Genomic DNA, 25,816 nt, shown 5'->3' on the forward strand with positions numbered 1-25,816 from the left:
GGAATCGGGTGCCGTCGGCTTGCACACGGGTGCCGAGCCGCCGGTCGAGTGGTCGTCTCGCGCTGCGGCACGAGCGGCCGCTCCCCGTTCACGGGTGCGGATCGGCTCGCGTCAGTGCGCGGGGACGAACGCCGGCGGCCCCCGATGCGGATGAGCGGACAGGATGACGAGGGAGTGCGCGCGACGGGGCGCGGCGGGCGATGCGGCGCGCGGGGCCGCCTGCGGAGGCGGCGCGAGCACCGGACGCGCGCGGGCGACGACAGCCCGGAGGGCGCCGGCCGCGGCATCGAGTGCGGCATCCACCCGCAGGAGGACGACGACCGCGAGGACCGCGGCGCCCGCGTGGGCCAGGAGCATGAGCGCGCCCGCCGCCGACACGGACGGTGCGGCGCCGCCGATTGCGTCGAGGCCCGCGAGCGGGTCGTGCACGTGTGCGGATGCCGCGGGCGCCCCGAGCGTGGCCGCACCGAGCTCGGCGGTGGTGCCCGCGCCTCCGCTGCCGCTGCTTCTGCTACCGCCGCTGCCGCCGCCGCCGCCGCCGCCGAGCGAGTAGAGGGTGTGCAGGGCCGCTTGCGCGAGGAGCGCCGCGACGACGGTGCGCCGACGCCGCGCCGGGCGGCCGGGGCGGGCGAGCAGCATCGCGATCGGCACCGCCGCGGCCAGCGTCAGGGCGATGACGACGAGGCCCGGGGCACGGCCGCCGCCGAGCGTGTGCGCGACCGAGGCGAAGACGACCGCCGCACCGGCGACGAAGAGCCCGCGGAGCGCTCGGCGCGCCCGGGTGTTCGTCGACTGCGGCATGCCTCCAGCCTAGGCGCTCACATGCCCACGTCGCCGCGCGTCCCGTCCGCACGCCGCCGGGCACAGGAGTGCCGTTGGGGAGGCGCGAAGAGCGACGCGCCGCGGCGCAGGAGTGCCGATTTCCCGCTGGAGTGCCGGAATGTCGGCACTCCCGCGGGAGATCGGCACTCCAAGGGCGCGCCGTCCGGGAGATCGGCACTCCCACGGGAGATCGGCACTCCAAGGGCGCGCTACGCGGGAGATCGGCACTCCAAGGGCGCGCCGTCCGAGAGATCGGCACTCCGGTGGGAGACCAGCACTCCAAGGGCGCGCTGTCCGGGAGATCGGCACTCCAAGGGCGCGCTGCGCGAGAGATTCGTATTCCGACGGGAGACCGGGACTCCTGAGGTGCGCCATTCGGCAGACGCCCGATCCGGCGAGAAACGGGCACTCCTCGCGGTGCGTCGGGTCTGGCGAGAGCGCTGCCGCGCCGCGCCGGCGCGCTGGCCCCACGAAGGAGGTCGACCCTCCCTATGGAGCACGGGAGTCCGCGCCCCTCTCACGGGAGAGCCGACCTCCAACGTGGACACGGGGCGCAGCCCGGGGACGACGACGAAGCGCCGCCGGGACGGCGGCGCTTCGGGAGGGGCGAGTGCAGGTGCGAGCCCGGGCGGAGGCCCGGGCTCGCACCTGCGGTCAGCGGCGGGCGGGGCGACGGCGGGCGGCGAAGGCCGTGCCGAAGCCGAGGGCGAGGAGGGCGACGAAGGCCGCCCACCCGAGCTCGACGCCCGTGGAGGCGAGGCCCGCGCCCGATCCGGTGCCGGCCGTGCCGGGGCCGGCCGGGCCGGCCGGGTCCGTCGGGTCGACCGGGGCGAGGGCCTCGACCACGAGGGTCGCCGAGGCGACGGCGATGCCGTCGACGAAGGCGTACACGGTGTGGGTGCCGGCGGCGACGTCGAGCGGCACGGTCGCGGTCAGCGACAGGGTACCGTCGGCGGCGGCCGTGGCGGTGCCGAGGGCGACCGGCGTGCTGTGCAGTTCGACGCCGACCTCCGTGCCCGGGGCGAAGCCCGCGCCGGAGATCGTGATCGGCTCGCCCGGCTTCACCGAGTCGACGTCGATCGAGATCGTCGGGGCGGCCGGATCGGCGGGGGCGAGGGTGATCGGCAGCGCGGCGCGGCTGCCGGTCGGGGCGACCTGCACCTCGAGAAGCTGCTCGCCGGCGAGCGCGGGCGGGATGACGCCGGTCACGGTCGCCCGGCCGACCTCGTCCGAGGCGGGGACGAGTTCGCTGTCGACCTCGGCCGAACCGATCTCCACGCCGCCGATCGTCACCGACACGGAGTCGGCGTGCAGTTCGGTCGTCGAGAAGTCGAGCGAGGAGAGGTCGACCGTGATCGGGTCGCCCGGCCGGAAGCCGCCAGCGGGAGCCTCGGAGACGGCGATGCCGACCGAGCGCTGCCGCAGATCGGGCGAGGCCGGCGCATCGGCGTGCGCATCGAACCAGTCGACCATCGACTGCAGGTCGACGAGGCCGCTGTCGGCGCGGTTCGCACCCTCGGCGAAGGTGCCGAAGTTGTCGCCGCCGGCCGCGAGGAAGGAGTTCACGACCACCGAGTACGACCGGGATGCATCGAGCGGTTCGCCGTTCAGGCGCACCGAGGTGATGTGCGAGCCGGCCGCCGCGGCCGGGTCGTAGACGACCTCGAGGCCCTCGCTCACGCCGAGCTTCAGGAACGGGCGGCTCGCCTCGGCGGGCTGCCACTGCTCCTCCAGCACCTGCACGATCTGCGCACCCGTCAGCTCCATGACGGTCAGGGTGTTCGCGAACGGCTGCACGTTCGCAGCCTCCCGGTAGCTGACGTTGCCGTCGGCGTCGCCCTCGCCGCTGCCGGCGAACTTCAGATCGGTGCGGATGCCGCCCGGGTTCATGAACGCCACGTCGACATCGCGGGTCTGCTCGGCCGCCCACAGCTGCACATCGGCGACGAAGTTGCCGATGGTCGACTCCCCGCCGCGGTTCTCGACGAGAGTCGGGTTGCCCTGCTGATCGGTGCCCGGCTGCAGCGCCCGGTTGAAGTCGGCGGTGATGTCGCCGACCTTCTCGGCACCGAGCACATCGGCCACCGCCTTCGCCTCGGCGACGATGCCGGCGACCTCCTGGTCGGCCTGATAGAGCGGCGCCCCTCCGGCATCCAGCAGCGGCTTGATCTCGTTCGAGATCGACAGCAGTTCCTTCGTGCCGGGGTCGACCGAGAGCCGCATGACGCCGAAGCGCTCGCCGTACTGCCCCGCCGAGACGACCGGGCGGCCGTCGATGACGTGGTTGTAGGCCAGGTGCGTGTGCGCCGAGACGATCGCGTCGACCTCGGGCGTGACGCCGGAGACGATGCGGCCGAGCGGGGTGTCGCCGAGGGCCGAGTCGATCGCCGTGGTCGCCGCGCCCTCGTGCACGAGGAGGATGAGGACATCGGCCTCGCCGTTCGCGTCGTCGCCGTCGGTGAGGTCGGCGGCGGCGGCGTTCACGGAGTCGACGATGTCGCGCACCTCGAGTTCGGCGATGCCGGCCGGGCTGACGAGCGAGGGCAGCTCCTCGGTGACGGCTCCGATGAAGCCGACGGTCACGTCGTCGAGCGTCTTCGTCCAGTACGGGGCGAGGGCGGTCTCGTCGGTGCCGTCGAGGAAGACGTTCGAAGAGATGTAATCGAAGTCGGCCAGGCCCTGCACGCGGTCGCGGAGGTCGGCCCAGCCCTGGTCGAACTCGTGGTTGCCGGCCGCGCTCACCTCGAGCCCGGCGGCGTTCAGCGCCTCGATCGTGGGCTCGTCGTGCTGGATGAACGAGGTGAACGTCGAGGCGCCGATGAGGTCGCCGGCGGCCGCGAAGATCGTGTTCGGGTTCGCCGCGCGGATCGACTCGACGGCCCCGGCGAGCACCGCGGCGCCGGCCGACGGAGCGGACTGCTCGATGCGGCCGTGGAAGTCGTTGATCGTCACGACGTCGATGTCGACGGCGCCGGCCGGTTCGCCCGAGGGGCCGCCCACGCCGACGAGGATCGGGTCGTGGTCGCTCGAGCGGAACGGGTTCGACGCATCGGCGGCGCCGTAGGCGTAGCCGCGGTCGCTCCACTCGGGCGAGTTGATGTTCCAGACATCCACCCCACGGACCTGCTCGGCGGCCGAGGGGCTCGCGATCACGTGGTCGAGCGAGCCGAGCTCGCCGTCGAAGGTGTACGTGAACTCGTCGGTGCGCTCGGGCACGAGGTCGACCCAGCCGGCATCCGCGAACACCTGGATCGGGTCTTCGTTCGCGTAGGAGTTGAAGTCGCCGATGAGGAAGATGCGGTCGCTTCCGGCGGCCTCGGCGACGTCGTCGGTGAAGCCGAGGAGCGATTCGGCCTGCGCGACGCGCTCGGCGTTGAAGTGGCCCTGGCCGTCGGCCGGCTCATCGCCGTCGCCGCCCTTCGACTTGAAGTGGTTCGCGACGACGGAGAAGATCTCGCCGTCGGGTCCTTCGAAGGCCTGCGCGATGGGTTCGCGGGCGATGTCCCACACCGTCTCGTCGACGAGGGCGAGGCTGTCGCCGACGGGGGCGACCCGGTCGGCGCGGTAGATGATCGCGCTCGTGATGTAGTCGGTGATCGCCGCATCGTCGAGGACGGCGGGGGTGGGCACGTACGCCCATTCCTCGTCGCCGGTCTCGTTCAGGTGGGCGACGAGCGCGGCGAGGGCCGAGTCGATCGGCTTGCCGAGCTTGACCGAGTTCTCGATCTCCTGCAGGGCGACGACGTCGGCGCCGAGACCGTGGATGGCCCGGCCGATCTTCTCCTGCTGGATCGCGAACTGGGCGGCGTTCGCGGCGCCGCGGGCGTTCGAATCCTCGTCGCGGAAGGTCGTGAAGTAGTTGTAGACGTTGAACGCGCCGACCTCGACGGCGCCGCCCACGTCCTCGGGCGCATCGGTGCGCGGGTTCAGCGACTCGAAGCCGGGCTTCAGCGACTCGTCGCTCTCGCTGTCGACCGGCAGCAACGGCTGGAGGCGCCACTCGTCGAAGCCGTAGGAGAGCACGTAGGGGGCGTCGGGGAAGTCGACGCGGTCGCCGTTCCGCACCACGGTGCCCTCGGTGAAGTAGGGCTGGTCGTTCGGGTGGGCCGCGTTGTCGACCCGGATCGACCAGCCGTCGTCGAGCAGGATGCGCGACGCCCGGTTCGCGGCGGCCACGGCATCCGCTTCGGGGCCGGGCCGGAAGGCCTCGGTGCTCTTGACCGGCAACTCCTCGCCCGGGTCGAGCCAGAGCTCGCCGAAGCTGAAGAGGTTGTGGCTCGACGCGAGGCGGTACTCGCCGGCGGGTTCGACGAGCATGCCCTCGAGCAGTTCGCGGGCGTCGCCGACGACGTCTTCGGGCAGCGGGGTCGGCACGGGCTGCTCGGCGTCGGAGGAGACGACTTCGGAGGACGTCAGGGAGATCTGCGTGAGCCCGTTGTACTCGGTCGCGGTGCCCGTGACGCGCACCAGGTCGCCCGGGTCGGCGTCGAGCGTGCGCGAGCCGAGGAAGACGAAGATGCCGTCGGAGGCGGTGCGGGAGGCATCCACCCCGCCCGAACCGGCGGTCTGCAGGTAGACGCCCCGGTACCCGCCCGTGCGGAAGTCGGCGGTGACGACGCCTTCGACGGTGACGGTCTGCCCGGCCAGCGGGGTCGCGTCGCCGGTGCCCTGGACCTCGGCGATCGTATGGGTCGGTTCGGCCGCGAAGGCCGGTGGCGCCCCGAGCAGGCCGGTGGCGAGGGCACCGGCGGCGATGACCGCGGCGACGGACGAACGACGGATGCTGCGCTGCTCCATTGGGGATCTCCTCGGGAGTTCGGGTCGGCCGCCCCTCGCGCGCCGGGTGCACGCGCGGTGAGGGGACGCTGACCGTAGCCTATGAGGGGCCTCCGACACTGCGGAAGGGGGTCGGGCCGGATTTCACGCCCCGTTCACGTGCTTCCACGCATGAGCAGTCGCGCACTGGGCTGCTGCGCAGATGAGCAGCGGGGCGAGTGGATGCCGCGAGCACCGCAACCGGTGGATGCCGCGGCGGCGCCCCACGGCATCCGCACCCGCAGCCGGGCGCCCCTCACAACCGCACGAACGCCTCCGTGCGCACGACCGCCGCGCCGGCCTCCTCCGACGCCGGCAGGTCGACGACCGCCCGCAGCCGCCAGTCGTGATCCCCGGCCGGGTCGGCGATGGTCTGCTCGACGCGCCAGACGCCGTCGGCGGCATCCGCGTCGTCGATCGCGACGAGGGCCGCCGATCGCGCCGCCGCGTCGATGCCGATCCCGTCGTGCTCGGCGTAGTAGCGGTCGAGGGCGCCCGGCCAGTCGAAGTCGGGGTCGAGCCCTGCGAGCTCCTCCTCCCGCTCGAACGCGGCCGCCTGCACGCGCCGGAACAGCTCGTTCCGCACGAGCACCGTGAACGCGCGCCGGTTGCCGACGACCGAGGGCGGCGCTGGCGGCACGACGACGCCGCCCGCATCCACATGCCGGGACGGGTCGACGAGCTCGGCCCACTCGTCGACGAGGGAGGAGTCGACCTGCCGGACGAGCTCGCCGAGCCACTCGATGACGTCGTGCAGCTCCTCGGTCTTGGCCTCCTCCGGCACCGTCTGCCGGATCGCGCGGAACGCATCGGAGAGGTACCTGAGCACCAGGCCTTCGCTCCGGGCCAGCTGGTAGAAGGAGACGAACTCCGTGAACGACATCGCCCGCTCGAACATGTCGCGCACGACCGACTTCGGGCTGAGCTCGAAGTCGCGCACCCACGGCTGGCCGCCCGCGAAGGTCTCGAAGGCCTGCTCGAGCAGTTCGGCGAGGGGCTTCGGGTACGTGACCTCCTCGAGGCGTTCCATGCGTTCGTCGTACTCGATGCCGTCGCGTTTCATCGCCGCGACCGCCTCGCCGCGCGCCCGGAACTCCTGCTTCGACAGGATCGCGCGCGGGTCGTCGAGGGTCGATTCGATGACGCTGACGACGTCGAGCGCGTAGTGGCCGGTGCCGACCCCGCCGGGTTCGGGTGCGGATGCCCCGGCCCGCTCCTCCGGGTCGAGCAGCGAGATCGCGGCGAGCGCGAACGGCGACAGCGGCTGGTTGAGCGCGAAGTCGGCCTGCAGGTCGACGGTGAGGCGGACGCCGATGCCCAGGCCGGGTGCGGGCTCGTCGGCGGGGGCCCCGGCATCCGCTCGGGGCACGAACTCGACCACGCCCGCCGTCTTCAAGGTACGGAAGATCTCGATCGCCCGCCGCGCGAGCGCGAACTTCCGGGCCCGCGGTTCGTGGTTGTCGAAGACGAGGCGGCGGATGTTTCCGAGCGCGTCGCCGCCGCGCGCGATGACGTTGATGAGCATCGCCGCCGTCATCGTCAGCTGCGGCTGCAGGGGCTCGGGGTCGGCATCCACGAGGCGGTCGAACGACGCCTCCGTCCAGGTGACCTGCCCGGCCGGGGCCTTCTTGCGGACGAGCTTCTTCAGCTTCTTCGGGTCGTCGCCGGCCTTCTTGCGGGCGTGCTCGTTCTCGATCTCGTGCTCGGGGGCGAGCACGACGACGGTGCCGGCGGTGTCGAACCCGGCGCGGCCGGCACGCCCGGCGATCTGATGGAACTCGCGCGCCGAGAGCTGCCGCATCCGCTGCCCGTCGTACTTCACGAGGGCGGTGATGAGGGCCGTGCGGATCGGCACGTTGATGCCGACGCCCAGGGTGTCGGTGCCGCAGATGACGCGGAGCAGGCCGCGCTGGGCGAGGGTCTCGACGAGCCGACGGTAGCGCGGCAGCATGCCCGCGTGGTGGATGCCGATGCCCGCCCGTACCAGCCGCGACAGCGTCTTGCCGAACCCGGTCGTGAACCGGAAGTCGCCGATCGCGGCGGCGATCTCGTCGCGCTGCTCGCGGGTGGCGACCCGGATCGAGGAGAGCGCCTGCGCGCGTTCGAGGGCGGCGGCCTGCGAGAAGTGCACGATGTAGATCGGCGCCTGCCGGGTCTCCAGGAGCTCCTCGACGGTCTCCTGCGCGGCCGTCTTCGCGTACGAGAAATGCAGCGGCACCGGCCGTTCGACGCCCGTGACCTCGGCGGTGGCCCGGCCCGTGCGGCGCTCGAGGTCCTCGGCGATGGCCGTCGTGTCGCCGAGCGTGGCCGACATGAGCACGAACTGCACATGCGACAGCGTGATGAGCGGCACCTGCCACGCCCAGCCGCGCTCCGGGTCGCCGTAATAGTGGAACTCGTCCATCACGACCTGGTCGACGGGGGCGTGCTCGCCCTGCCGCAGGGCGAGGTTCGCGAGGATCTCGGCGGTGCAGCACACGATCGGCGCATCCGCGTTCACGGAACTGTCGCCGGTGACCATGCCGACGTTCGCGGCGCCGAAGATCTCGACGAGCTGGAAGAACTTCTCGCTGACGAGCGCCTTGATCGGCGCCGTGTAATAGGACCGCCCGCCCCGGGCGACGGCCGTGGCGTGCGCGGCGACGGCCACGAGCGACTTGCCGGTGCCCGTCGGGGTCGACAGGATCACGTTCGAGCCGCCGACGATCTCCATCACGGCCTCGTCCTGCGCGGGATAGAGGGCGAACCCGCGCGACTCGGCCCACTCCACGAACGCGTCGTACATCGCGTCGGCGTCGTACGGGTGCGGCGCGCGATCCAGGAGTTCCATCGTTCGAGTCTGCCGCATGGATGCCGCCTCAGGCGGCGAAGAGCAGGCCGATCACGAACAGCACGGGCAGCGAGCCGATCGTGGTGATGAAGACGGTATCGCGGGCGACGACCTCGTTCGTCTCGTAACGCTGGGCGAAGTTGAAGACGTTCTGCGCCGTCGGCAGGGCGGCCAGCACCGTCACCGCGTACAGCGCATGGTGGTCGAGGCCGAACACGAAGCGGCCGACGAGGTAGGCGACGACGGGCATCGCGAAGAGCTTCAGGGCGCTCGCGAAGAGCACGTCGCGGCGCCCGGTCCCGGGCTCCAGCAGCCGCTGCCCGGTGAGGGACATGCCGAAGGAGATGAGGATGACCGGCACCGCCGCATGCCCGATCAGTTCGATGGGGTCGAGGACGATCGCCGGCAGTTCGAGGCCCGAGAGGGCGACGATGAGGCCGGCGAGGGAGCCGACGATGATGGGGTTCGTGATCGTTCCGACGACGATCGCGCGCACCGAGGTGCGGCCGCGAACGGTCGCGTCGAGCACGGCGAGGGTGACGGGGGCGAACAGGAGCAGCTGCAGCAGCACGATCGGCGCCGAATAGGCGGCGTCGCCCAGCATGTACACGGCGATGGGGATGCCGAAGTTGTTGCCGTTGACGTAGCCGGCCGAGAGCGCGGAGATGAGCGCCTTCGGCAGCCCGCGGCGCCAGATCGCGAGCGAGACGAGCCCCGAGATCAGCATGATGACGATCGCGGTGATCGCCGAGACCGGCAGCAGGTTCGAGAACAGCGCGCCGACGTCGGCCGTCGCCAGCACCGAGAACAAGAGGAACGGTGCGAGGACGTTGAAGGTGAGCTTGGCGAGCACGGGTTTCGCGTGCGGGCCGAGGATGCCGCTGCGACCGGTGATGTAGCCGACGACGACGGAGAGGCCGATGACGGCGAAGCCCGTGAGGATGCCGATCATGCGGCGGAGGGGGTGGGGGCTGACATCGCCTTCGAGCGTAACCGTTTCGGCGGGTGCGACCGACCCGATGCGCACGTAGGCTCGGAACGTGGGGACGACGGGGGAAGCACTCGCGACGGTCGACGCCTGGTGGCGTGCGGCGAACTATCTGAGCGTCGGGCAGATCTACCTGCGCGGCAATGCGCTGCTCGGGCATCCGCTCGAGCCCGGCGACATCAAACCGCGCCTGCTCGGCCACTGGGGCACGAGCCCCGGCCTGAACCTGGTGTGGGCGCATCTGAACCGGGTCATCGCCGAGCGCGGCACGCCGACGCTGTTCGTGTGCGGGCCGGGCCACGGCGGCCCCGCGGTGGTCGCGAACGCCTGGCTCGACGGCACGTACTCGGAGCTGTACCCCGAGGTGTCGCAGGATGCGAGCGGCATCCACCGCCTGTTCCGGCAGTTCTCGACGCCCGGCGGCATCCCCTCCCATGCGGCCCCCGAGACGCCCGGGTCGATCAACGAGGGCGGCGAACTCGGCTACTCGCTCATGCACGCCTACGGTGCGGCGCTCGACAACCCGGGGCTCGTCGTCGCCTGCGTCATCGGCGACGGCGAGGCCGAGACGGGCCCGCTGGCGGCCAGCTGGCGGGCCAACGCGTTCCTCAGCCCGGAACGCGACGGCGCGGTGCTGCCGATCCTGCACCTGAACGGTTTCAAGATCGCCAACCCGACGATCCTCGCGCGCATCCCCGAGGACGAGCTCGTGCAGTTCATCCGCGGTTCGGGGTACGAGCCGATCCTCGTCACGGGCGGGTTCGACGGCGAGGAGCCGGCGCGGGTGCACGAGCGCATGGCGGCCGCGGTGGATGCCGCGTACGACCGCATCCAGGAGGCGTGGGCGGATGCCCGGGGCGGTGCATCCGGTGCATCCGCCGGCACTGAGGGCGACCGGCCGCCGCGCCGGCCGATGATCGTGCTGCGCACGCCGAAGGGGTGGACGGGGCCGCGGATCGTCGACGGCGTGCAGGTCGAGGGCACCTTCCATTCCCATCAGGTGCCGCTCGCGGGCGTGCGCGAGAACCCGGAGCATCTGCGGATGCTCGACGCGTGGATGCGTTCGTACCGCCCCGAGGAACTGTTCGGCTCGGACGGGCGGCCGGTCGCCTCGCTCGGCGGCATCCGCCCCCACGGAGGTTTGCGGATGAGCGCGAGCCCGCACGCCAACGCGGGCCTCGGCGAACCCCTCGCGCTTCCGCCGGTCGACGACGACGCCGTCGCGGTCGACCGCGATGACCGCGGCGGCCGCGGCGAAGCCACCCGTGTGTTCGGCGACTGGCTGTCCCGGGTCATCCGCGGCAACCCCGACACGTTCCGCCTCTTCGGCCCCGACGAGGTGCTCTCGAACCGGCTCGGCGGCGTCTTCGCCGTCACCGAACGCGTGTGGCGCGAGGAGCTCGTGCCCCTCGACGAGCACCTCGCCCGCGAGGGCCGCGTCATCGAGGCCCTCAGCGAGCACCTCATGCAGGGGCTGCTCGAGGGGTACCTGCTGAGCGGCCGGCACGGGCTGCTGACGAGCTACGAGGCCTTCATCCACATCGTCGACTCGATGTTCAACCAGCATGCGAAGTGGATCGAGCAGGCCGCCGGCGTCGACTGGCGCGGCGACATCGCCTCGCTGAACTACCTGCTGTCGTCGCATGTGTGGCGGCAGGACCACAACGGCTTCACCCACCAGGACCCGGGGTTCCTGAACGTCGTCGTGAACAAGAGCGCCGAGGTCGTGCGGGTGTATCTGCCGCCGGACGCGAATACGCTGCTCGTCACGATGCGGCACGTCTTCGGCACCCGCAACCGCGTGAACGTCGTCGTCGCCGGCAAGCAGCCCCAGCCGCAGTGGCTGAGCCTCGACGAGGCGCGCGAGCACTGCGCGGCCGGCGTCGGGGTGTGGGAGTGGGCCGGGACGGAGGGCCGGGCCGCTTCGGGCGCCCCGAGCATCCACCCGGTGGATGCCGCGGCGCCCCCCGACCCGGGCCGCTCCCCCGACGTCGTGCTCGCCTGCGCCGGCGACGTGCCCACGATCGAGACGATCGCGGCCGCCCGGCTGCTCGCCGACCGCGTGCCGGGGCTCCGCGTGCGCGTCGTGAACGTCGTCGACCTCATGCGGCTGCAGGATCCGCGCCACCACCCGCACGGCCTGTCGGACGAGGCGTACGACCGCATCTTCACCGCCGACCGGCCGGTGGTCTTCGCCTTCCACGGGTACCCGTCGCTCATCCACCAGTTGACCTATCGGCGGCACGGGCACGACGAGCTGCACGTGCACGGCTACGCCGAACGCGGCACGACGACGACCCCGTTCGACATGCTCCTCATGAACGGCCTCGACCGGTACCGGCTCGCCCTCGACGCCCTCGAACGCACGGGCCTGAGCGACGAGGACGGCGGGGCCCTGGCCGCCGAGTGGCAGCAGGCCCGCGAGGACGCGCGGGCGTACGCCATCGAGCACGGCGAAGACCCGGAGTGGATCACCGCGTTCCCGCGCGCGTAGCGGTGGCGGTATTCGGCCGGGTGGGGGTCTCGGCAGCCACTACGCTCGGGATCGATGCCCGAGAACCCCGAGGCCCGCCAGGCCGCCCGCGCCCGCTGGGCCCTGGTGACCCAGTTCACGATGTTCGGCCTGGTCGTCGCTTCGTGGACGAGCCGGATGCCCTCGATCCGCGCCGATCTGGATGTGACGGCGTGCTGCGGCTCGTGCTGCTCGTGCCGGCGACCGAACCGACCGCCGGCGAGCACGGCGGCCGGGTCAGCGGCCGCACCGCGCTGCGCACGGCGTTCTCGGCGTGGATCGAACCCCGCACCCTGCTGCTCGGCCTCGTGCTCGTGGCCGCATCCCTCTCGGAGGGCACCGCGAACACCTGGCTCTCGCTCGCCGTCGTCGACGGCTTCGCCGCCGAAGAGGCCACCGGCGCGCTCGCTTTCGGGTCGTTCGTCGCGGCGATGACCGTGATCCGCTTCTTCGGAACCCGGCTCGTGGATCGCTTCGGCCGGGTGAGCGTGCTCCGCGCCTCGGGCATCGCGGTGCTCGCCGGCGTCGCGCTCTTCGTGTTCGCGCCCTCGCTGACCGGGGCTCAGGGGTGACGCGGATGCGTGTACGACTTGACGTACACCGCACCCGATGTCAGAGTATTCGTACATGATCGGATGTGTACGAGTCGTCGTACACTCGCATCGGGGGTGAAGATGTTCGTCAACACGCCACGCGACTGGGGCAATATCGTGCGCGACCGGCGCATCGATCTCGGAATGACCCAGAGCGACCTCGCCGAACGCATCGGCAAGGCACGCCAGTGGGTGGTGCGCTTCGAATCCGGGCACGCCGGCAGCTCGAACCTCGACAGTCTCGTCAAGCTGCTCGACGTCCTCGAGCTCGAAGTGGACCTCGCTGTCGCCGACGATTCCGCCGACCCCGATCCCCTCTTCACGGACGCACCCTCAGCGGGCGGGGTCGAACGATGAGACTCACCGCATATCTGAACGGGCACCGTGCCGGTTGGTTCGAGCTGCCGAACGGCGGCGAGATCACGCTCGAATACGATCGGGCGTGGCAGGCCGGCGCCGGGCGCCTGGAATTGTCGTGGTCGATGCCGAAGAGCCGCCGACGCCACGGCGGCGGCGCTCCGGGCAACTATCTGTGGAATCTCCTTCCCGACAACAGCGACGTCCTCGAACGTTGGTCTCGCCGATTCGGTGTCTCGTCCCGCCAGCCGATGGGCCTCCTGGCGAACGTCGGCTTGGATGCCGCCGGTGCGGTCCAGCTGCTCGACAGCGACGAATACGACCGGCCCGAACTCACCGAAGACGGCGGCATCGAACCGATCAGCGACGAACAGATCGGCGTGCATCTGCGCGAACTCCGGAGGGACCCGACGGCATGGGTGGCACCCGGCCAAGACGCCGGATACTTCTCCCTCGCCGGCGCTCAGTCGAAGTTCACCCTCGTGCGCACGCACACGGGGTGGGGCATCGCCACGGGCCGCACCGCGTCGACCCACATCGTCAAGCCCGGCATCACCGGGCTCGCGCGGAGCGACCTGAACGAGCATCTGACCATGCGCGCGGCACACGTCCTCGGACTGCGGGTGGCCGAGAGCCGGGTGATGCGGTTCGGCACGGAAACTGCGATCGTCGTCACCCGCTTCGATCGTGACCGCGCGCCTGCCGGCGACTCGGTCGTGCGACGCCACCAGGAGGACTTCGCCCAGGCCACCGGAGTGCATCCGGCTTCGAAATACCAGAATGAGGGCGGGCCGGGTATCGCCGCGATCGGAGCCGCGATGAACGAGCACCTCGGCTCGGCGGCCAACGCAGAGGTCGCACGATTCTTCGAAGCGACCATGTTCAACTGGGCGGCACTCGGCACCGACGCACATGCCAAGAACTACGCGCTGGTGCATCCTGTCTCAGGAAGGCGGCGGCCCATGCTCGCGCCGCTCTACGATCTGGGCTCGGCACTGGCCTATCCGGAGATCAACACCCGCAAGGCGAAACTCGCGATGTCATACGCGGGGCACTACCGGGCGTACGAAATCGAACCGCGGCACATCGTGCAGGAGGCCGCCGGTCTCGCACTCCCCGAGGAATGGGTCATCGACCGCGCACGCCATCTCGTCGGTCGGCTCCCGGATGCATTCAGCGCAGCCGCCGAGGAAGCGCAGCTGCACGGCGACGACGCCGCTTTCGCCGCAACACTCATCGACCGCGCCGCGGAGCGTGCGCAGACGCTCGCCCGCCAATTGGGCGGGATCGCACGAGCAGACTGATCGAGGAACCCCTCATCGCGCCGGCGCGCGGCCCGCGATGCTCGTCGTCGCCGCCTTCGCCCTCGTGAGCCTCGCGGTCGCGGGTGTCGCGCGGCGGCGGTTTTCCTAGTCCCCTATCCGACTTTCCAAGTCCCCTATCCGACGCCGGATGAAATCGGCCATGCCAGGAACGGTGAACGCCACGAATCCGCGATCGACCGCGTAGATGTGGCCGGACTTGATCAGCTCCTTGCGCGACACCGACAAATCGCTAGTGCGTGACTTCCCGAGCCGGATGACGAGATCTTGGATTGCAGACGGCCGGTCGTCATCCTCGGCCATCGCCTTCATCATGGCCCGCTGTGCCTGCGTTGCTCGATCCCATCGCGACATGTAGAGACCGCGATCGACCTCGTCACGAGCCTTCTGGATCCCGATCAGGGTGTCGGGGCGTGTGATCGTGGTGCCGGTGCTGACGTCCCAGACATGCTTCCCGCACGCCTGCGTGAAGTACGGATAACCGCCCACGCTCTGCAGAGCTTCGTCGAGCGCCGCCGGCTCCCAGACGATTCCGCGACGCTCGACCGGATGCGCGAGTGCATCCCGCGCCTCCGCATCCTCGAGCAAGCCGATCGTGCGATAGTCGTACAACCGCTCGGCGTAACTCGTCGCATCCGAGAGCACGGACGGCAGTGACGGCAGCCCCGTCCCGATGAAGCTCACCGGCACCGGGCGAGGATCCTGCCCGAGATTGTGCAGGGCCACGTTCAGGGCGTTGAGATCTGACTTCGGAGCGCTCTGCAACTCATCGATGGCGAGCAGGACCCCCATGCCGAGATCGCGAGCGGTGCGACCGAGCTGGTCGAGCAGATCGAAGACGTCCTGTTGGAAATCACCGGTATCGGCAATACCCGGTACGGGTTCGACGTCGAACCCGAAGGCGTACGTGCCAGACGGGTCGACCTTCACCTGGAACGACTTGAATGCGGCGAGCGCTCGCATGAGTTTCTCTCTTGCGACCTCGCCTGTCGTCATCAGGCTGCGGAGTTCCTGGTGGATGGCACGCGCGAGAGGAAGCTGCAAGCTGTTGCCGGCGACGGCCTCGAGCTTGATCGCGATCCAGCGCTTCGAGTCCTGTGCCGTGCGGACGAACTCGTTGAGGAGCACCGTCTTTCCGACGCCGCGAAGCCCGGAGATGATGACCGGGCGGCCACCTTCGCCTTCGTGCACGACCTCGTCGAGCGAAGTCTGCACCTCTGAGACCAGGGCGTCGCGGCCCGCGAGTTCGGGCGGCACTCGCCCGGCGCCCGGGCGGAACGGGTTGGGAGTCGGAAGCGCCATATAACACTCTCTAAGGTCGTATAAAAATCCTTATACGCGATGATACTCCGTTACATTTGCCGACCGAGTACCGGAGCGGGCCTGCACGACGCCGGTCGAAAGCGGCCCGCGGTCCTGCGGCATTGCTTCCCCTACCACCGCCCGTGGACGTCGGCGCGGATGCGGCGGTCGTAGAGGTCGCGGACGGCGTCGGCGAAGCCGGGCGGCAGCTCGACGGAGCCGGCGGCGGCGTTCGCGCGAGCCTGGTCGGGGGTGCGGGCGCCGGGGATGACGGCCGAGACGCCGCGCTGGGCGGCGACCCAGGCGAGGGCGGCCTGGGCGGGGCTCGCGCCCGGCACGGCGGCGGCGAGCCCGGTGAACTCGGCTGCGGCGGCGATGCCGGTGTCGTAGTCGACGCCGGAGAAGGTCTCGCCGACGTCGAAGGCTTCGCCGTGCCGGTTGAAGGTGCGGTGGTCGTCGGCGGCGAAGACGGTGTCGGCGGTGAAGCGGCCCGACAGCAGCCCGCTTGCCAAGGGCACGCGGGCGATGATGCCGACGCCGGCGGCGGCCGCCGACGGCAGGACGAGTTCGAGGGGCCGCAGCCGGAACGCGTTCAGGATGATCTGCACGGTCGCGACGTGCGGGCGGGTGATGGCGGCCAGCGCCTCCTCGACGCGTTCGACGCTGACCCCGTATGCGGCGATCGCCCCCTCGTCGACGAGGGTGTCGAGGGCGTCGTAGACGGCGTCGTCGCCGTAGACGGTCGTCGGCGGGCAGTGCAGTTGCACGAGGTCGAGGGTGTCGACACCGAGGTTCTTCCGCGACCGATCCGTCCAGGCGCGGAAGTGTTCGAGGGTGTAGTTGGCGTGCAGTTGCGGCATCCGCCGGCCCATTTTCGTGGCGACGGTCACACCCGAGTCGGGGTTGGCGCGCATCCACTGCCCGATGAGCGTTTCGCTGCGCCCGTCGCCGTAGACGTCGGCGGTGTCGAAGAAGGTGACGCCGGCCCCGCGTGCGGCGTCGAGCACGGCGAGGGCGTCGGCGGGGTCGACGTCGCCCCAGTCGGCGCCGAGCTGCCAGGTGCCGAGGCCGATGACGGAGACGTCGCGGCCGGTGCGGCCGAGGGTTCGCTGCTGCATGGCACCGAGCGTAGTCGCCGGGCGGCGGCGCAGGGTCGCGAGTGGATGCCGCGGGGCGGCCGGCCCGGCGGGGCTGCGCCCGGGCATCCGCTCGCGCTGGCAGCATGGCCGCATGGGCGAGGCGGCGTTCGACGCGACGAAGGATCTGCGGGAGTTCTACACGGCCCGGGCCGGACGGTTCGACCTGGTCGTGGTGCCGGAGCTGCCGTTCCTCATGCTCGACGGTCACGGCGACCCGAACACGGAGCCGGCGTATGCGGCGGCCGTGCAGGGCCTGTACGCGCTTTCGTACCGGCTGAAGTTCACGGTGAAGCGCGAGCTCGGTCGGGATGCGAAGGTCGCCCCGCTCGAGGGGCTGTGGTCGGCCGCCGATCCGCGCGCGTTCGCCGCCCGCGACACGTCGGCGTGGGACTGGACGCTGATGATCCTGCAGCCGCCGTGGATCACCGCCGAGCTCGTGGATGCCGCGCGTCCGGCCGCCGCCGAGAAGGCGCCGGCTGCGGCGTCCGCCCGTTTCGAGACGCTGACGGAGGGCCTCAGCGTGCAGACCCTGCACCGCGGCCCGTACGACGAGGAGGGGCCGGTGCTCGCGGAGCTGCACGAGGAGTTCATGCCCGAGCACGGCCTCGCCTTCAACGGCCCGCACCACGAGATCTACTTCGGCGACCCCCGCCGGCAGGCGCCGGAGCGGATGCGGACCATCCTCCGGCAGCCGGTCGCGCGCACGGCGTGAGCCGCGCACCGGGCACGCGGAGCGGGTGGATGCCGGGAGCTCCGGCATCCACCCGCGAACCGCCTCAGGCTGCCAGCAGCGCGTCGAGCCGCGCGTAGCCTTCGGTCAGCCCGGTCTCCATGCCCGACTGCACCATGCCGTCGCGTGCCTCGACGCTCGGGTAGGTGGAGTGGATGACGAGCCTGGAGCGGCCCTCGCCGAGGTCTTCGAAGGCCATCGTCTCGATGGCGACGACGTCGGGGTAGCCCTCGAATTCGAAGGTCTGCACCGCGAAGTCGGGCCGCACCGAGTGGAAGGTGCCGTTGAAGGCCCAGTCGTTGCCGTCGGGGTCGGTGTGGATGTAGCGGTAGCCGCCCTGGGGCACGAAGTCCCAGCGCTCGACCTTCATCTCGTAGCCGTTCGGCCCGAGCCACTGCGTGACGAGCTCCGGGTCCTCATGGGCTCTGAAGAGCGCTTCGACGGGGGCGTCGAACTCGCGGGTGGTCTCGATGAAGGGCAGCCCCTCGGGGGCGGTGATGGTGACGGGATTGCTCATGATCCTGCGTCTTCCGTGCGGGCGACGATGATCGTGTCGTCGCGAGTGGATGCGGCACCTTCGGTGCCTTCGGTGCCTTCGGTGGCGAGCAGCGCATCGAGCGAACGGTACTGCTGCTCGTGGATCAGCCGGTGGCGGTCGATCCATGCGGTGAGCGATTCGAGCCTCGCCGGGTCGAGGTGCACGGGGCGTCGCTGGGCGTCGCGGCTTCGCGTGACGAGCCCGGCGTGTTCGAGCACCTGGATGTGCCGGGAGACCGCCTGCTTGGAGATCTCGAACGGTTCGGCGAGTTCGTTGACCGTGGCCGGCCCGCGGCTCAGGCGGGCGATGATCCGGCGGCGGACGGGGTCGGCGAGGGCGAGGAACGCCCGGTCGAGCCGCTCGTCTTCCGTCGGGTCTACGATCATAATAATCAACTCATTCGTTTATCAACTTATGTGTTGATTACACGCTACGCCTGCGAACGGATGCCGTCAACCCCCTCATCGGCCGCGCACCGGCATCCACACGCGACACCCCCCGCGAACCCTCGCGATGGTCCGCCGTTCGGCGCAGGAACACCCCCGTTCGACCGCCCGTCGCAGATTTCCTACCGCTCGTCGCGAGCGTGACCGGTGCGTGACCTGCCTTCCCTATGATCGGCCTCGCAAAGATGCAGCCGCCCGAAGGAGATGGAATGACCCCGAATCCACCCCCCGCAGACGCGACACCCGAGCCCGACGGCTCGGATGTGCTCGTCCAAGACCCCAACCTTCCCCCCGTCGCCCTCACCGAAGAGGAGCAGAAGAAGGACGCGAAGTGGACCCCGGCGAAGATCGCCCTCTGGGTCGCCATCGCCCTCCTCGGCGCCGTCGCCTGGACGATGATCGCCATCGTGCGCGGCGAGACCGTGAACGCGATGTGGTTCGTCTTCGCCGCCGTCTGCACCTACCTCATCGGCTACCGCTTCTACTCGAAGGTCATCGAGCGCTACATCACCAAGCCCGATGACCGCCGGGCGACGCCGGCCGAACGCAAAGCGGACGGCAAGGACTTCATGCCGACCGACCGCCGCGTGCTCTACGGCCACCACTTCGCCGCCATCGCCGGCGCCGGCCCGCTCGTCGGCCCCGTGCTCGCCGCGCAGATGGGCTACCTGCCCGGCACGATCTGGATCATCCTCGGCGTCGTGCTCGCCGGCGCGGTGCAGGACTATCTCGTCCTGTTCTTCTCCATGCGCCGCGGCGGACGCACCATCGGCCAGATGGCCCGCGACGAGCTCGGCAAGATCGGCGGCACCGCCGCGATCGTCGCCGCACTGCTCATCATGATCATCATCGTCGCGATCCTCGCCCTCGTCGTCGTCAACGCGCTCGGCGAGAGCCCCTGGGGCGTCTTCAGCGTCTCCATGACGATCCCGATCGCCCTGTTCATGGGCATCTACCTGCGCTTCATCCGCCCGGGCCGCATCACCGAGGTCTCCATCATCGGCTTCGTGCTGCTCATCGCCGCGATCATCGCCGGCGGCTGGGTCGCCGGCACCGACTGGGGCTACGCGATGTTCCACCTGCCGCGCGAGGTCATCGCCTGGGGCATCATCGTCTACGGCATGATCGCCGCGATCCTGCCCGTCTGGCTGCTGCTCGCCCCCCGCGACTACCTGTCGACCTTCATGAAGATCGGCGTCATCGTCATGCTCGCCGGCGCGATCGTGCTCGTGCGCCCCGAGATCACGGTGCCCGCGTTCAGCGAGTTCGCCGGCGGCGAGCTCGGGCCGGTGTTCAACGGCGCGATATTCCCCTTCCTGTTCGTGACGATCGCGTGCGGCGCATTGAGCGGATTCCATGCGCTCATCAGCTCCGGCACCACGCCGAAGCTCATCGAGAAGGAACGCCAGACCCGCTTCATCGGCTACGGCGGCATGATCATGGAGTCGTTCGTCGCGATCATGGCCCTCGTCGCGGCCATCTCGATCGACCGCGGCATCTACTTCGCCATGAACTCCTCCGGCGCCGCCACCGGCGGCACCATCGAAGGCGCGGTCGCGTTCGTGAACTCGCTCGGGCTGACCGGGGTGAACCTCACCCCCGACATGCTCTCGAGCGCGGCCGCATCCGTCGGCGAAGAATCGATCATCTCCCGCACGGGCGGCGCCCCGACCCTCGCCTTCGGCATCGCGTCGATCATGTCGAGCTTCGGCGGCACCGCGCTCATGGGCTTCTGGTACCACTTCGCGATCATGTTCGAGGCGCTCTTCATCCTCACCGCGGTGGATGCCGGCACGCGCGTGGCCCGCTTCATGCTGCAGGACTCGATCGGCAACTTCATCCCGAAGTTCAAGGATGTGAGCTGGCGGCCCGGGGTGTGGATATCCACGGCCGTCATGGTCGCCGGATGGGGGGCGATCCTCATCATGGGCGTCACCGACCCGCTCGGCGGCATCAACACCCTGTTCCCGCTGTTCGGCATCGCCAACCAGCTGCTCGCGGCCATCGCGCTCGCCGTCGTCATGGCGATCGTCGCCAAACGCGGCACCTTCGGGTGGCTGTGGATCGTGGCGCTGCCGCTCGCGTTCACCGCGGTCATCACGATCACGGCATCGATGCAGAAGATCTTCTCGACGGTTCCGGGCGTCGGCTACTGGGCGCAGCACGCCGCGTTCCGCGACGCCCTCGCCGCCGGCGAGACGAGCTTCGGCACCGCCGGATCGGTCGAGGCGATGGAGGCGGTCGTCCGCAACACCTTCATCCAGGGCACCCTGTCGATCATCTTCGTGGTGCTGGCGATCATCGTGATCGCCGTCTCGGTGCTCGTGACGATCAAGGCCTTCCGCAACGGCGGCGGCGTCGACACCGAAGACCCGGCCGTGCCGAGTCGCCGGTTCGCCCCGGCCGGCCTGTTCGCGACGAAGTCCGAACGCCGCATCGAAGCCGAATGGGCGAAGCTCCCGGCCGACGAGCGACCGGAGTCGGTGCGTCACTGATGCCTCGCACCTCCATGCCGGGTTCCGCCCCGTCCCCCATCGGGGCGGAGCCCGCCGCACCGCACACGCCGGGAACGTCCCACCCGGCGGGCGAGGCGGACCCCGGCCTCGGCGGAACCGCCCGCTTCGGCGAGCGGCTCCGCCGGGCCGGCAGCGGCATCCGCTGGTACGTCACGAACCTCATGGGCGACACCGCCTACCGCACGTACCTCGAGCACCACACCAGGCACCACCCCGGTGAGCCCCCGCTCACCGAGCGCGAGTTCTGGCGCGAGAAGATGGACGAACAGGACCGCAACCCCGGCGCACGCTGCTGCTGAGGGATTGAGAACGGCCGCCCGGGTGGATGCCCGGGCGGCCGTTTCCGTGTGCCGCGCTGCACTCAGTCGAAGAGCTCGGAGAGCCAGCTCTCCTTGCGCTTGCGCGGGTAGCCGCGGTCGCCGTACGCGCGGTCGTACTTCGGGCGCTCCTCGTAGCGGGGGCGCTCCTCATAGCGCGGGGCCGCGCCGCGGGGCGCCGGGCCCGGCTGCTCGGCCGACCGCTCGATGATCTTGTCGAGCTCGCCGCGATCGAGCCACACACCGCGACACGTCGGGCAATAGTCGATCTCGATTCCGCTCCGCTCGCTCATCACGAGCACGGTTCCGTCGGTGGGGCACTGCATCAGGGGGCCTCCCAGGCGTCGATCCATCGGTCGCCGCGAGCCTAGCGAGGCCCGCCTCGGGATCCGCCGAGAGCCCGCACCGGTGCGCAGCGGCATCCGCCACGCACCCGCACCCGCACCCGCACCCGCACCCGCACCCGCACCCGCACCCGGCCTATCGTTCCGGGGGTCGAATCCTGCCATCCTGAAGCGGAAAACCGCATGCGCGTGGCAGGAAATGACCCCCGCAAGTGCTTTTCGAACGAGAACCTTGCGTGAAGGGGGCAGCGCGCTCCGGCATCCGCACCCGGGATCACGCACCCGCTGCGCGCCGCATCCCACCCGCTCCTTTCCCGTTCCGGGGGTCGTTTCCTGCCATTTTCAGGCGGAGCTCCGCGTGAAGGTGGCAGGAAACGACCCCGGGAAGCAGTGCGGGGTCGGAAGCGGAACGGTTGCGGCCGCCGAGCGCAGCGCATAGGGTGCGGGTGGCAACAGCTCGTGGGCGAGGGGCGCCCGCGATGAGAGCGGAAACACGAGTCGGTCGCCCAGGGGGGTGCGCGGCTCGCACGGTGGATCAGCATGAGCGAAGAGCCGACGACGTCACCCGAGACCACGCCCGGCGGCAGCCGAACGCGGCTGCGATTCCGCCGGAAGGCCGCGCCGGACGGGGACGCGCCCGCGGGGCGCAGTCGGCGGGGGTGGCGATCCACCGTCGCGATCGGCGCGGCGATCGTGCTCGCGGCGACCGCCGGCACCGGGGTGCTCGTGCAGACCGCCGTCGGCCTGCAGCAGGCGAGCCTCGCCGAGACCCGGGAGCTCGCCGCCGTCGGCCGTCCCGAAGCGGCCAAGCTCGGCGTCTACGACACGGTGCTCGAGGTGCAGGCGTCCAAGGAGGCCGCCGCGACCATCGAGGACGCCGACCGGCTGATCCGCGAGGCGCGCGGCAAGTCCGACGCGTCGAAGCTCGCGAGCACGACCGCGGCCCTGCGCGGCTTCGGCAAGCTCGGCTCGGACCGCGTGCTCGAGCTCGTGGATGCCGCACGGGCCCACATGAGCGGGCTCCGCCGTTCCATCGCCGATTTCGACCGGCGTGCGGCCGAGCAGGCGGCGGCCGAACGCGCCGCCGCAGAACGCGCCGCGGCCGAGGCGGCCGCAGCAGAGCAGGCCGCGGCCGAAGAAGCCGCCGAGGCCGCTCCGGCACCGCCGCCCGCAGCCGCCCCGGCACCGCCGGCGAGCCCGAGCGATGCGCAGATCATCGCCCGCGACATGTCGGCCGCCCGCTACGGCTGGGGGCAGGACCAGTTCGGCTGCCTCGTCGCCGTCTGGGATTACGAGTCGGGGTGGAACGTCACGGCCGGAACCCCCGACGGCGCCTACGGCATCCCGCAGGCGCTGCCGGGCACGAAGATGGCCTCGGCCGGCGCCGACTGGCAGACCAGCGCCGCCACGCAGATCAGCTGGGGGCTCGACTACATCGCCGGCCGCTACGGCAACCCGTGCGCGGCCTGGGCGCACATCGAGGCCGAAGGGTGGTACTGATGCGGATGCCGGGCCGCGGCGAGGCGATCCGGCATCCGCTCAGGGAATATCGTTGCGCGGCGAGGACGACGCAGCGCGTGCGGAGTTCCGCACCCGGCCTCAGTAGCCGACGGTGAAGCGGGCCCGACGGTGCGCGGGCTTCTCGATCTCGTCGAGCACGGCAAGGGCGAGGTCGGCGCCCGAGAGCGAGGAGGTGCCGTCGGCCTCGGCCACGAGCACGTCGCCGTCGGTGCGGTACGTGCCGCGGCTCTCGACGCTCACGAAGGACCCGTAGGTCGCCGCAGGGCTCACGAGGAACCAGTCGAGCGACTCGGGCGAGCGGCGCAGGTCGTCGAGCACCTCGCCCATCGCCGTCGCCTCGGGCTTGACCGCATCGGGGAACTCGGGGGTGTCTTTCAGCAGCGGCCCGCCCTCGGCCACGAACGAGGACCCCGCGCCCCCGATGACGCCGAATCGCACGCCGGCCTCGGCGGCCTCCTTCGAGAACGCCGCGATCGCCGGGCGCACCGCATCGGTCATGTCGCCGCGGGGCGAGATCGCAACGATGACGTCGTCGGCGTCGCGGAGGGCGCGGGCGCGGTCGGCCGCGTCGGTGATCGAGCCGATCTCGTAGACCGCACCGTCGACCGGGTCCTGCGGCAGGGAGCGGCTCACCGACGTGACGTCGTGGCCGCGCTTGACGGCCTCCCGCAGGATGTGTCCCCCTGAATAGCCGGTGCCCCCGATGATGACGATGCGCGCCACGTTGTGTCCTTCCCTCGGATAGACCGCCCCTCATCGGACGGCCTGTATATCCTTTCACGAGGCGCCTTCGCGCGCCCCCGTTCGGGGGATGCCGCGGGGTGCCGCGGGGCGGGTGCGAGCCGGCATCCACTCGCCGCAGCCGGCGGTGCGGCCCGGCATCCGCACCCGGAGACGCGAACAGGGGCCCGGCGAACCGGACCCCTGCGACTCACGCGTACGTCAGAGCACGCGGATGTTCTCGGCCTGCAGCCCCTTGGGGCCGCGGGCGACCTCGAACTCGACCTTCTGGTTCTCTTCGAGCGAGCGGTAGCCGCTGCCGGTGATCGCGCTGAAGTGCGCGAACACGTCGGCGGAGCCGTCGTCGGGGGCGATGAAGCCGAAGCCCTTGTCGGCGTTGAACCACTTGACGGTTCCGGTTGCCATATCTGTTCCTTCTGTATTCGTCTGCGCCGCCTGGCGGCGCATTGCGCCTGCCCCCAATGGGCCTGCGCGGCATCCGCGGCGCCTGCCGCGATGATGCGTTCCGCGCGACTCGCGTCGTGCGGCTCGACGGGCGGACGCGATGTGGATCGCATGCCCGAAGATGGATGCCGGGAGCTCGCTCCCGCTGCCCCGGCGTTGGGTGCGGGCGGCGAACGGACCGAGGGACTCGGCCATGCCGGCGGTGAAAACGGTATTGAAGTGGAAGAGCCGGCCTGCCGCCACACGGACTCGGCGTACTCGCCGGAGCGGGTAGCGACCCGGGAACACCCGGGCTGGACCCTTCGAGACTACCGGCACGTTGCTGTGCGGACGATTCGCGTGACGGAGCGTGTCCGGATCGTGACGTGCGATCGGCGTGCGGTCGGCGTGAGATCGGCGTGCGGTCGGCGGCCGGTCAGCCCTCGACGCGGTCGGCGGCGTGCGGGATGGGTCCGCACATCGTCACCATGACGCGCGCCCGTTCGGTCGCGACGACCGTGTGCGGCAGGTCCGCCGGCACGTACAGGATGCCGCCGGCGCCGAGCTCGTGGGCGGCCGGCTCGTCGCCGGCGACCTCGACCGTGACCCGCCCCTCGACGGGCTGGACGAGGATCGGCACCGTCACCCGGTGCTCGCTCATCACCTGCCCCGCATCGAAGGCGAGCAGCATGACGCGCACGCTCGCACCGCCGAACAGGCGCGCCGGCGCGACCCGCCCCTCGACGTACGGGCGCGAGGCGAGCAGCGTTTCGGCGTCGGCGGCGAGCAGCGCGGCCTTCTCCACATCCCCCATGACCATGGCGCCAGCCTACGCGCGGACCGTGCGCGAGGGGCGGCTTCCACGGCAGAATCGGAAGCATGGAACCGCTTCGCATCCCCGTCGGCGACGGCAGCGTGCCGGCGTCGTTCACGCCGGCCGGGGCGGGCGCCGCGGCATCCACCGCGGGCGAGGCCTCGGCCCTGCTCGTGCTCGCGCCCGGCGCGGGAGCCGGCCGCGACCACCCCTTCATGCTCGGCCTGTCGGAGGCCCTCGCCGGGCTCGGCATCGCGACCCTCCGCTTCGACTTCCCGTACCGCGAGGCGGGCCGCAGGTTCCCCGACCGGGCGCCGGCCGCGATCGCGACGTGGCGTGCCGCGGTGGATGCCGCGGGCGAGCTCGCCGGCGGATCCCCTATCTGGGCCGGCGGCAAATCGTTCGGCGGGCGCATGGCCTCGATGGCCGTCGCGGACGGCATGCCGGCGGCCGGCCTCATCCTCATCGGCTACCCCCTGCATCCACCGGGCGAACCCGAGCGCATGCGCACCGAGCACCTGCCCGAGGTGCACGTGCCGACCCTCTTCCTGCAGGGCACGAAGGACCCGTTCGCGACGCCGAACGCCGATCTCGACGCCGTCGTCGCCAAGATGCCGACGGCTCGCCTCGAGTGGATGCCGGGCGGCGGCCACTCCTTCGACGTCGCCGGGCGGAAGCGCGCCCCCGCCGAGGTCGGCGCCTCGCTCGCGTCGAGGGTGGCGGCGTTCGTCGCGGAGGCGCGGTAG

The 25,816-nt window shown here is 71.0% G+C and carries 21 protein-coding genes; 9 read left to right on the forward strand and 12 right to left on the reverse strand.

Annotated elements, in window-relative coordinates; genetic code table 11:
• Window positions 1-111: 111 nt before the first annotated feature.
• The 4 genes from G127AT_RS05140 to G127AT_RS05155 all read right to left on the reverse strand — a co-directional run bounded on the left by G127AT_RS05140 (window position 112) and on the right by G127AT_RS05155 (window position 9,494).
• Window positions 112-801, reverse strand: a complete 690-nt coding sequence (locus tag G127AT_RS05140; RefSeq protein ID WP_210900725.1) for a hypothetical protein — start codon at window positions 799-801, stop codon at window positions 112-114.
• Window positions 802-1,476: 675 nt separating this feature from the next.
• Entirely contained in the window at window positions 1,477-5,619 is a 4,143-nt protein-coding gene (locus G127AT_RS05145) for an ExeM/NucH family extracellular endonuclease (protein ID WP_210900727.1), read from the reverse strand.
• 274 nt (window positions 5,620-5,893) lie between these two features.
• Window positions 5,894-8,467 (reverse strand): DEAD/DEAH box helicase, encoded by a 2,574-nt coding sequence (locus G127AT_RS05150; RefSeq protein ID WP_210900729.1) that lies wholly within the window; start codon window positions 8,465-8,467, stop codon window positions 5,894-5,896.
• A gap of 28 nt (window positions 8,468-8,495) precedes the next feature.
• Entirely contained in the window at window positions 8,496-9,494 is a 999-nt protein-coding gene (locus tag G127AT_RS05155; protein ID WP_342344059.1) for an AEC family transporter, read from the reverse strand.
• Between the two features lie 13 nt (window positions 9,495-9,507).
• Between G127AT_RS05155 and G127AT_RS05160 the strand changes: the two genes are divergently transcribed.
• From G127AT_RS05160 to G127AT_RS05175, 4 genes are all read left to right on the forward strand, one after another.
• Window positions 9,508-11,949: a phosphoketolase family protein gene (locus G127AT_RS05160; RefSeq protein WP_210900731.1), complete on the forward strand. Its 2,442-nt coding sequence runs from the start codon at window positions 9,508-9,510 to the stop codon at window positions 11,947-11,949.
• Window positions 11,950-12,140: 191 nt separating this feature from the next.
• Window positions 12,141-12,539 (forward strand): MFS transporter, encoded by a 399-nt coding sequence (locus tag G127AT_RS05165; RefSeq protein WP_210900733.1) that lies wholly within the window; start codon window positions 12,141-12,143, stop codon window positions 12,537-12,539.
• Between the two features lie 102 nt (window positions 12,540-12,641).
• Window positions 12,642-12,917: a helix-turn-helix transcriptional regulator gene (locus G127AT_RS05170; RefSeq protein WP_244857910.1), complete on the forward strand. Its 276-nt coding sequence runs from the start codon at window positions 12,642-12,644 to the stop codon at window positions 12,915-12,917.
• Window positions 12,914-14,221 carry a type II toxin-antitoxin system HipA family toxin gene (locus tag G127AT_RS05175; protein WP_210900742.1) on the forward strand — a complete coding sequence of 436 codons (1,308 nt, stop codon included), beginning with the start codon at window positions 12,914-12,916 and terminating at the stop codon, window positions 14,219-14,221. Before G127AT_RS05170 ends, G127AT_RS05175 begins: the two co-directional genes overlap by 4 nt.
• 105 nt (window positions 14,222-14,326) lie before the next feature.
• On the opposite strand, the gene G127AT_RS05180 is transcribed toward G127AT_RS05175, so the two are convergent.
• Both G127AT_RS05180 and G127AT_RS05185 read right to left on the reverse strand, forming a co-directional pair.
• Window positions 14,327-15,541: an ATP-binding protein gene (locus G127AT_RS05180; RefSeq protein ID WP_210900744.1), complete on the reverse strand. Its 1,215-nt coding sequence runs from the start codon at window positions 15,539-15,541 to the stop codon at window positions 14,327-14,329.
• Window positions 15,542-15,672: 131 nt separating this feature from the next.
• On the reverse strand, window positions 15,673-16,659 hold the full coding sequence (locus G127AT_RS05185) for an aldo/keto reductase (protein WP_210900745.1): 987 nt from the start codon (window positions 16,657-16,659) through the stop codon (window positions 15,673-15,675).
• A 112-nt stretch (window positions 16,660-16,771) separates the two neighbouring features.
• Here G127AT_RS05185 and G127AT_RS05190 point away from each other — a divergent pair, with 112 nt between their 5' ends.
• Complete coding sequence (locus G127AT_RS05190) at window positions 16,772-17,392, forward strand: GyrI-like domain-containing protein (RefSeq protein WP_210900747.1); 621 nt, start codon at window positions 16,772-16,774, stop codon at window positions 17,390-17,392.
• A gap of 64 nt (window positions 17,393-17,456) precedes the next feature.
• Here the strand turns inward: G127AT_RS05190 and G127AT_RS05195 are convergent, their stop codons facing one another.
• A complete protein-coding gene (locus G127AT_RS05195; RefSeq protein WP_210900750.1) occupies window positions 17,457-17,927 on the reverse strand; it encodes an SRPBCC family protein in 471 nt (156 codons plus the stop codon).
• Window positions 17,924-18,334 carry an ArsR/SmtB family transcription factor gene (locus G127AT_RS05200; protein ID WP_210900752.1) on the reverse strand — a complete coding sequence of 137 codons (411 nt, stop codon included), beginning with the start codon at window positions 18,332-18,334 and terminating at the stop codon, window positions 17,924-17,926. Before G127AT_RS05200 ends, G127AT_RS05195 begins: the two co-directional genes overlap by 4 nt.
• A 269-nt stretch (window positions 18,335-18,603) precedes the next feature.
• Here G127AT_RS05200 and G127AT_RS05205 point away from each other — a divergent pair, with 269 nt between their 5' ends.
• Window positions 18,604-20,889 carry a carbon starvation CstA family protein gene (locus G127AT_RS05205; protein ID WP_210900754.1) on the forward strand — a complete coding sequence of 762 codons (2,286 nt, stop codon included), beginning with the start codon at window positions 18,604-18,606 and terminating at the stop codon, window positions 20,887-20,889.
• On the forward strand, window positions 20,889-21,209 hold the full coding sequence (locus G127AT_RS16285; RefSeq protein ID WP_342344060.1) for a YbdD/YjiX family protein: 321 nt from the start codon (window positions 20,889-20,891) through the stop codon (window positions 21,207-21,209). The genes G127AT_RS05205 and G127AT_RS16285 overlap by 1 nt, the downstream gene beginning before the upstream one ends.
• A gap of 62 nt (window positions 21,210-21,271) precedes the next feature.
• Here the strand turns inward: G127AT_RS16285 and G127AT_RS05215 are convergent, their stop codons facing one another.
• Window positions 21,272-21,553: a TFIIB-type zinc ribbon-containing protein gene (locus G127AT_RS05215; RefSeq protein ID WP_210900756.1), complete on the reverse strand. Its 282-nt coding sequence runs from the start codon at window positions 21,551-21,553 to the stop codon at window positions 21,272-21,274.
• 558 nt (window positions 21,554-22,111) lie between these two features.
• On the opposite strand from G127AT_RS05215, the gene G127AT_RS05220 reads away from it, so the two are divergent.
• Window positions 22,112-23,071, forward strand: a complete 960-nt coding sequence (locus G127AT_RS05220; RefSeq protein ID WP_210900758.1) for an aggregation-promoting factor C-terminal-like domain-containing protein — start codon at window positions 22,112-22,114, stop codon at window positions 23,069-23,071.
• Between the two features lie 99 nt (window positions 23,072-23,170).
• On the opposite strand, the gene G127AT_RS05225 is transcribed toward G127AT_RS05220, so the two are convergent.
• From G127AT_RS05225 to G127AT_RS05235, 3 genes are all read right to left on the reverse strand, one after another.
• Window positions 23,171-23,815 carry an NAD(P)-dependent oxidoreductase gene (locus G127AT_RS05225; RefSeq protein ID WP_210900760.1) on the reverse strand — a complete coding sequence of 215 codons (645 nt, stop codon included), beginning with the start codon at window positions 23,813-23,815 and terminating at the stop codon, window positions 23,171-23,173.
• 219 nt (window positions 23,816-24,034) lie between these two features.
• Entirely contained in the window at window positions 24,035-24,238 is a 204-nt protein-coding gene (locus G127AT_RS05230) for a cold-shock protein (protein WP_210900762.1), read from the reverse strand.
• Between the two features lie 454 nt (window positions 24,239-24,692).
• Entirely contained in the window at window positions 24,693-25,076 is a 384-nt protein-coding gene (locus G127AT_RS05235; protein ID WP_210900764.1) for a cupin domain-containing protein, read from the reverse strand.
• 59 nt (window positions 25,077-25,135) lie between these two features.
• Here G127AT_RS05235 and G127AT_RS05240 point away from each other — a divergent pair, with 59 nt between their 5' ends.
• On the forward strand, window positions 25,136-25,816 hold the full coding sequence (locus G127AT_RS05240; protein WP_210900766.1) for an alpha/beta hydrolase family protein: 681 nt from the start codon (window positions 25,136-25,138) through the stop codon (window positions 25,814-25,816).

Source organism: Agromyces archimandritae (genome assembly GCF_018024495.1).
GTDB classification, from domain to species: Bacteria; Actinomycetota; Actinomycetes; order Actinomycetales; family Microbacteriaceae; genus Agromyces; species Agromyces archimandritae.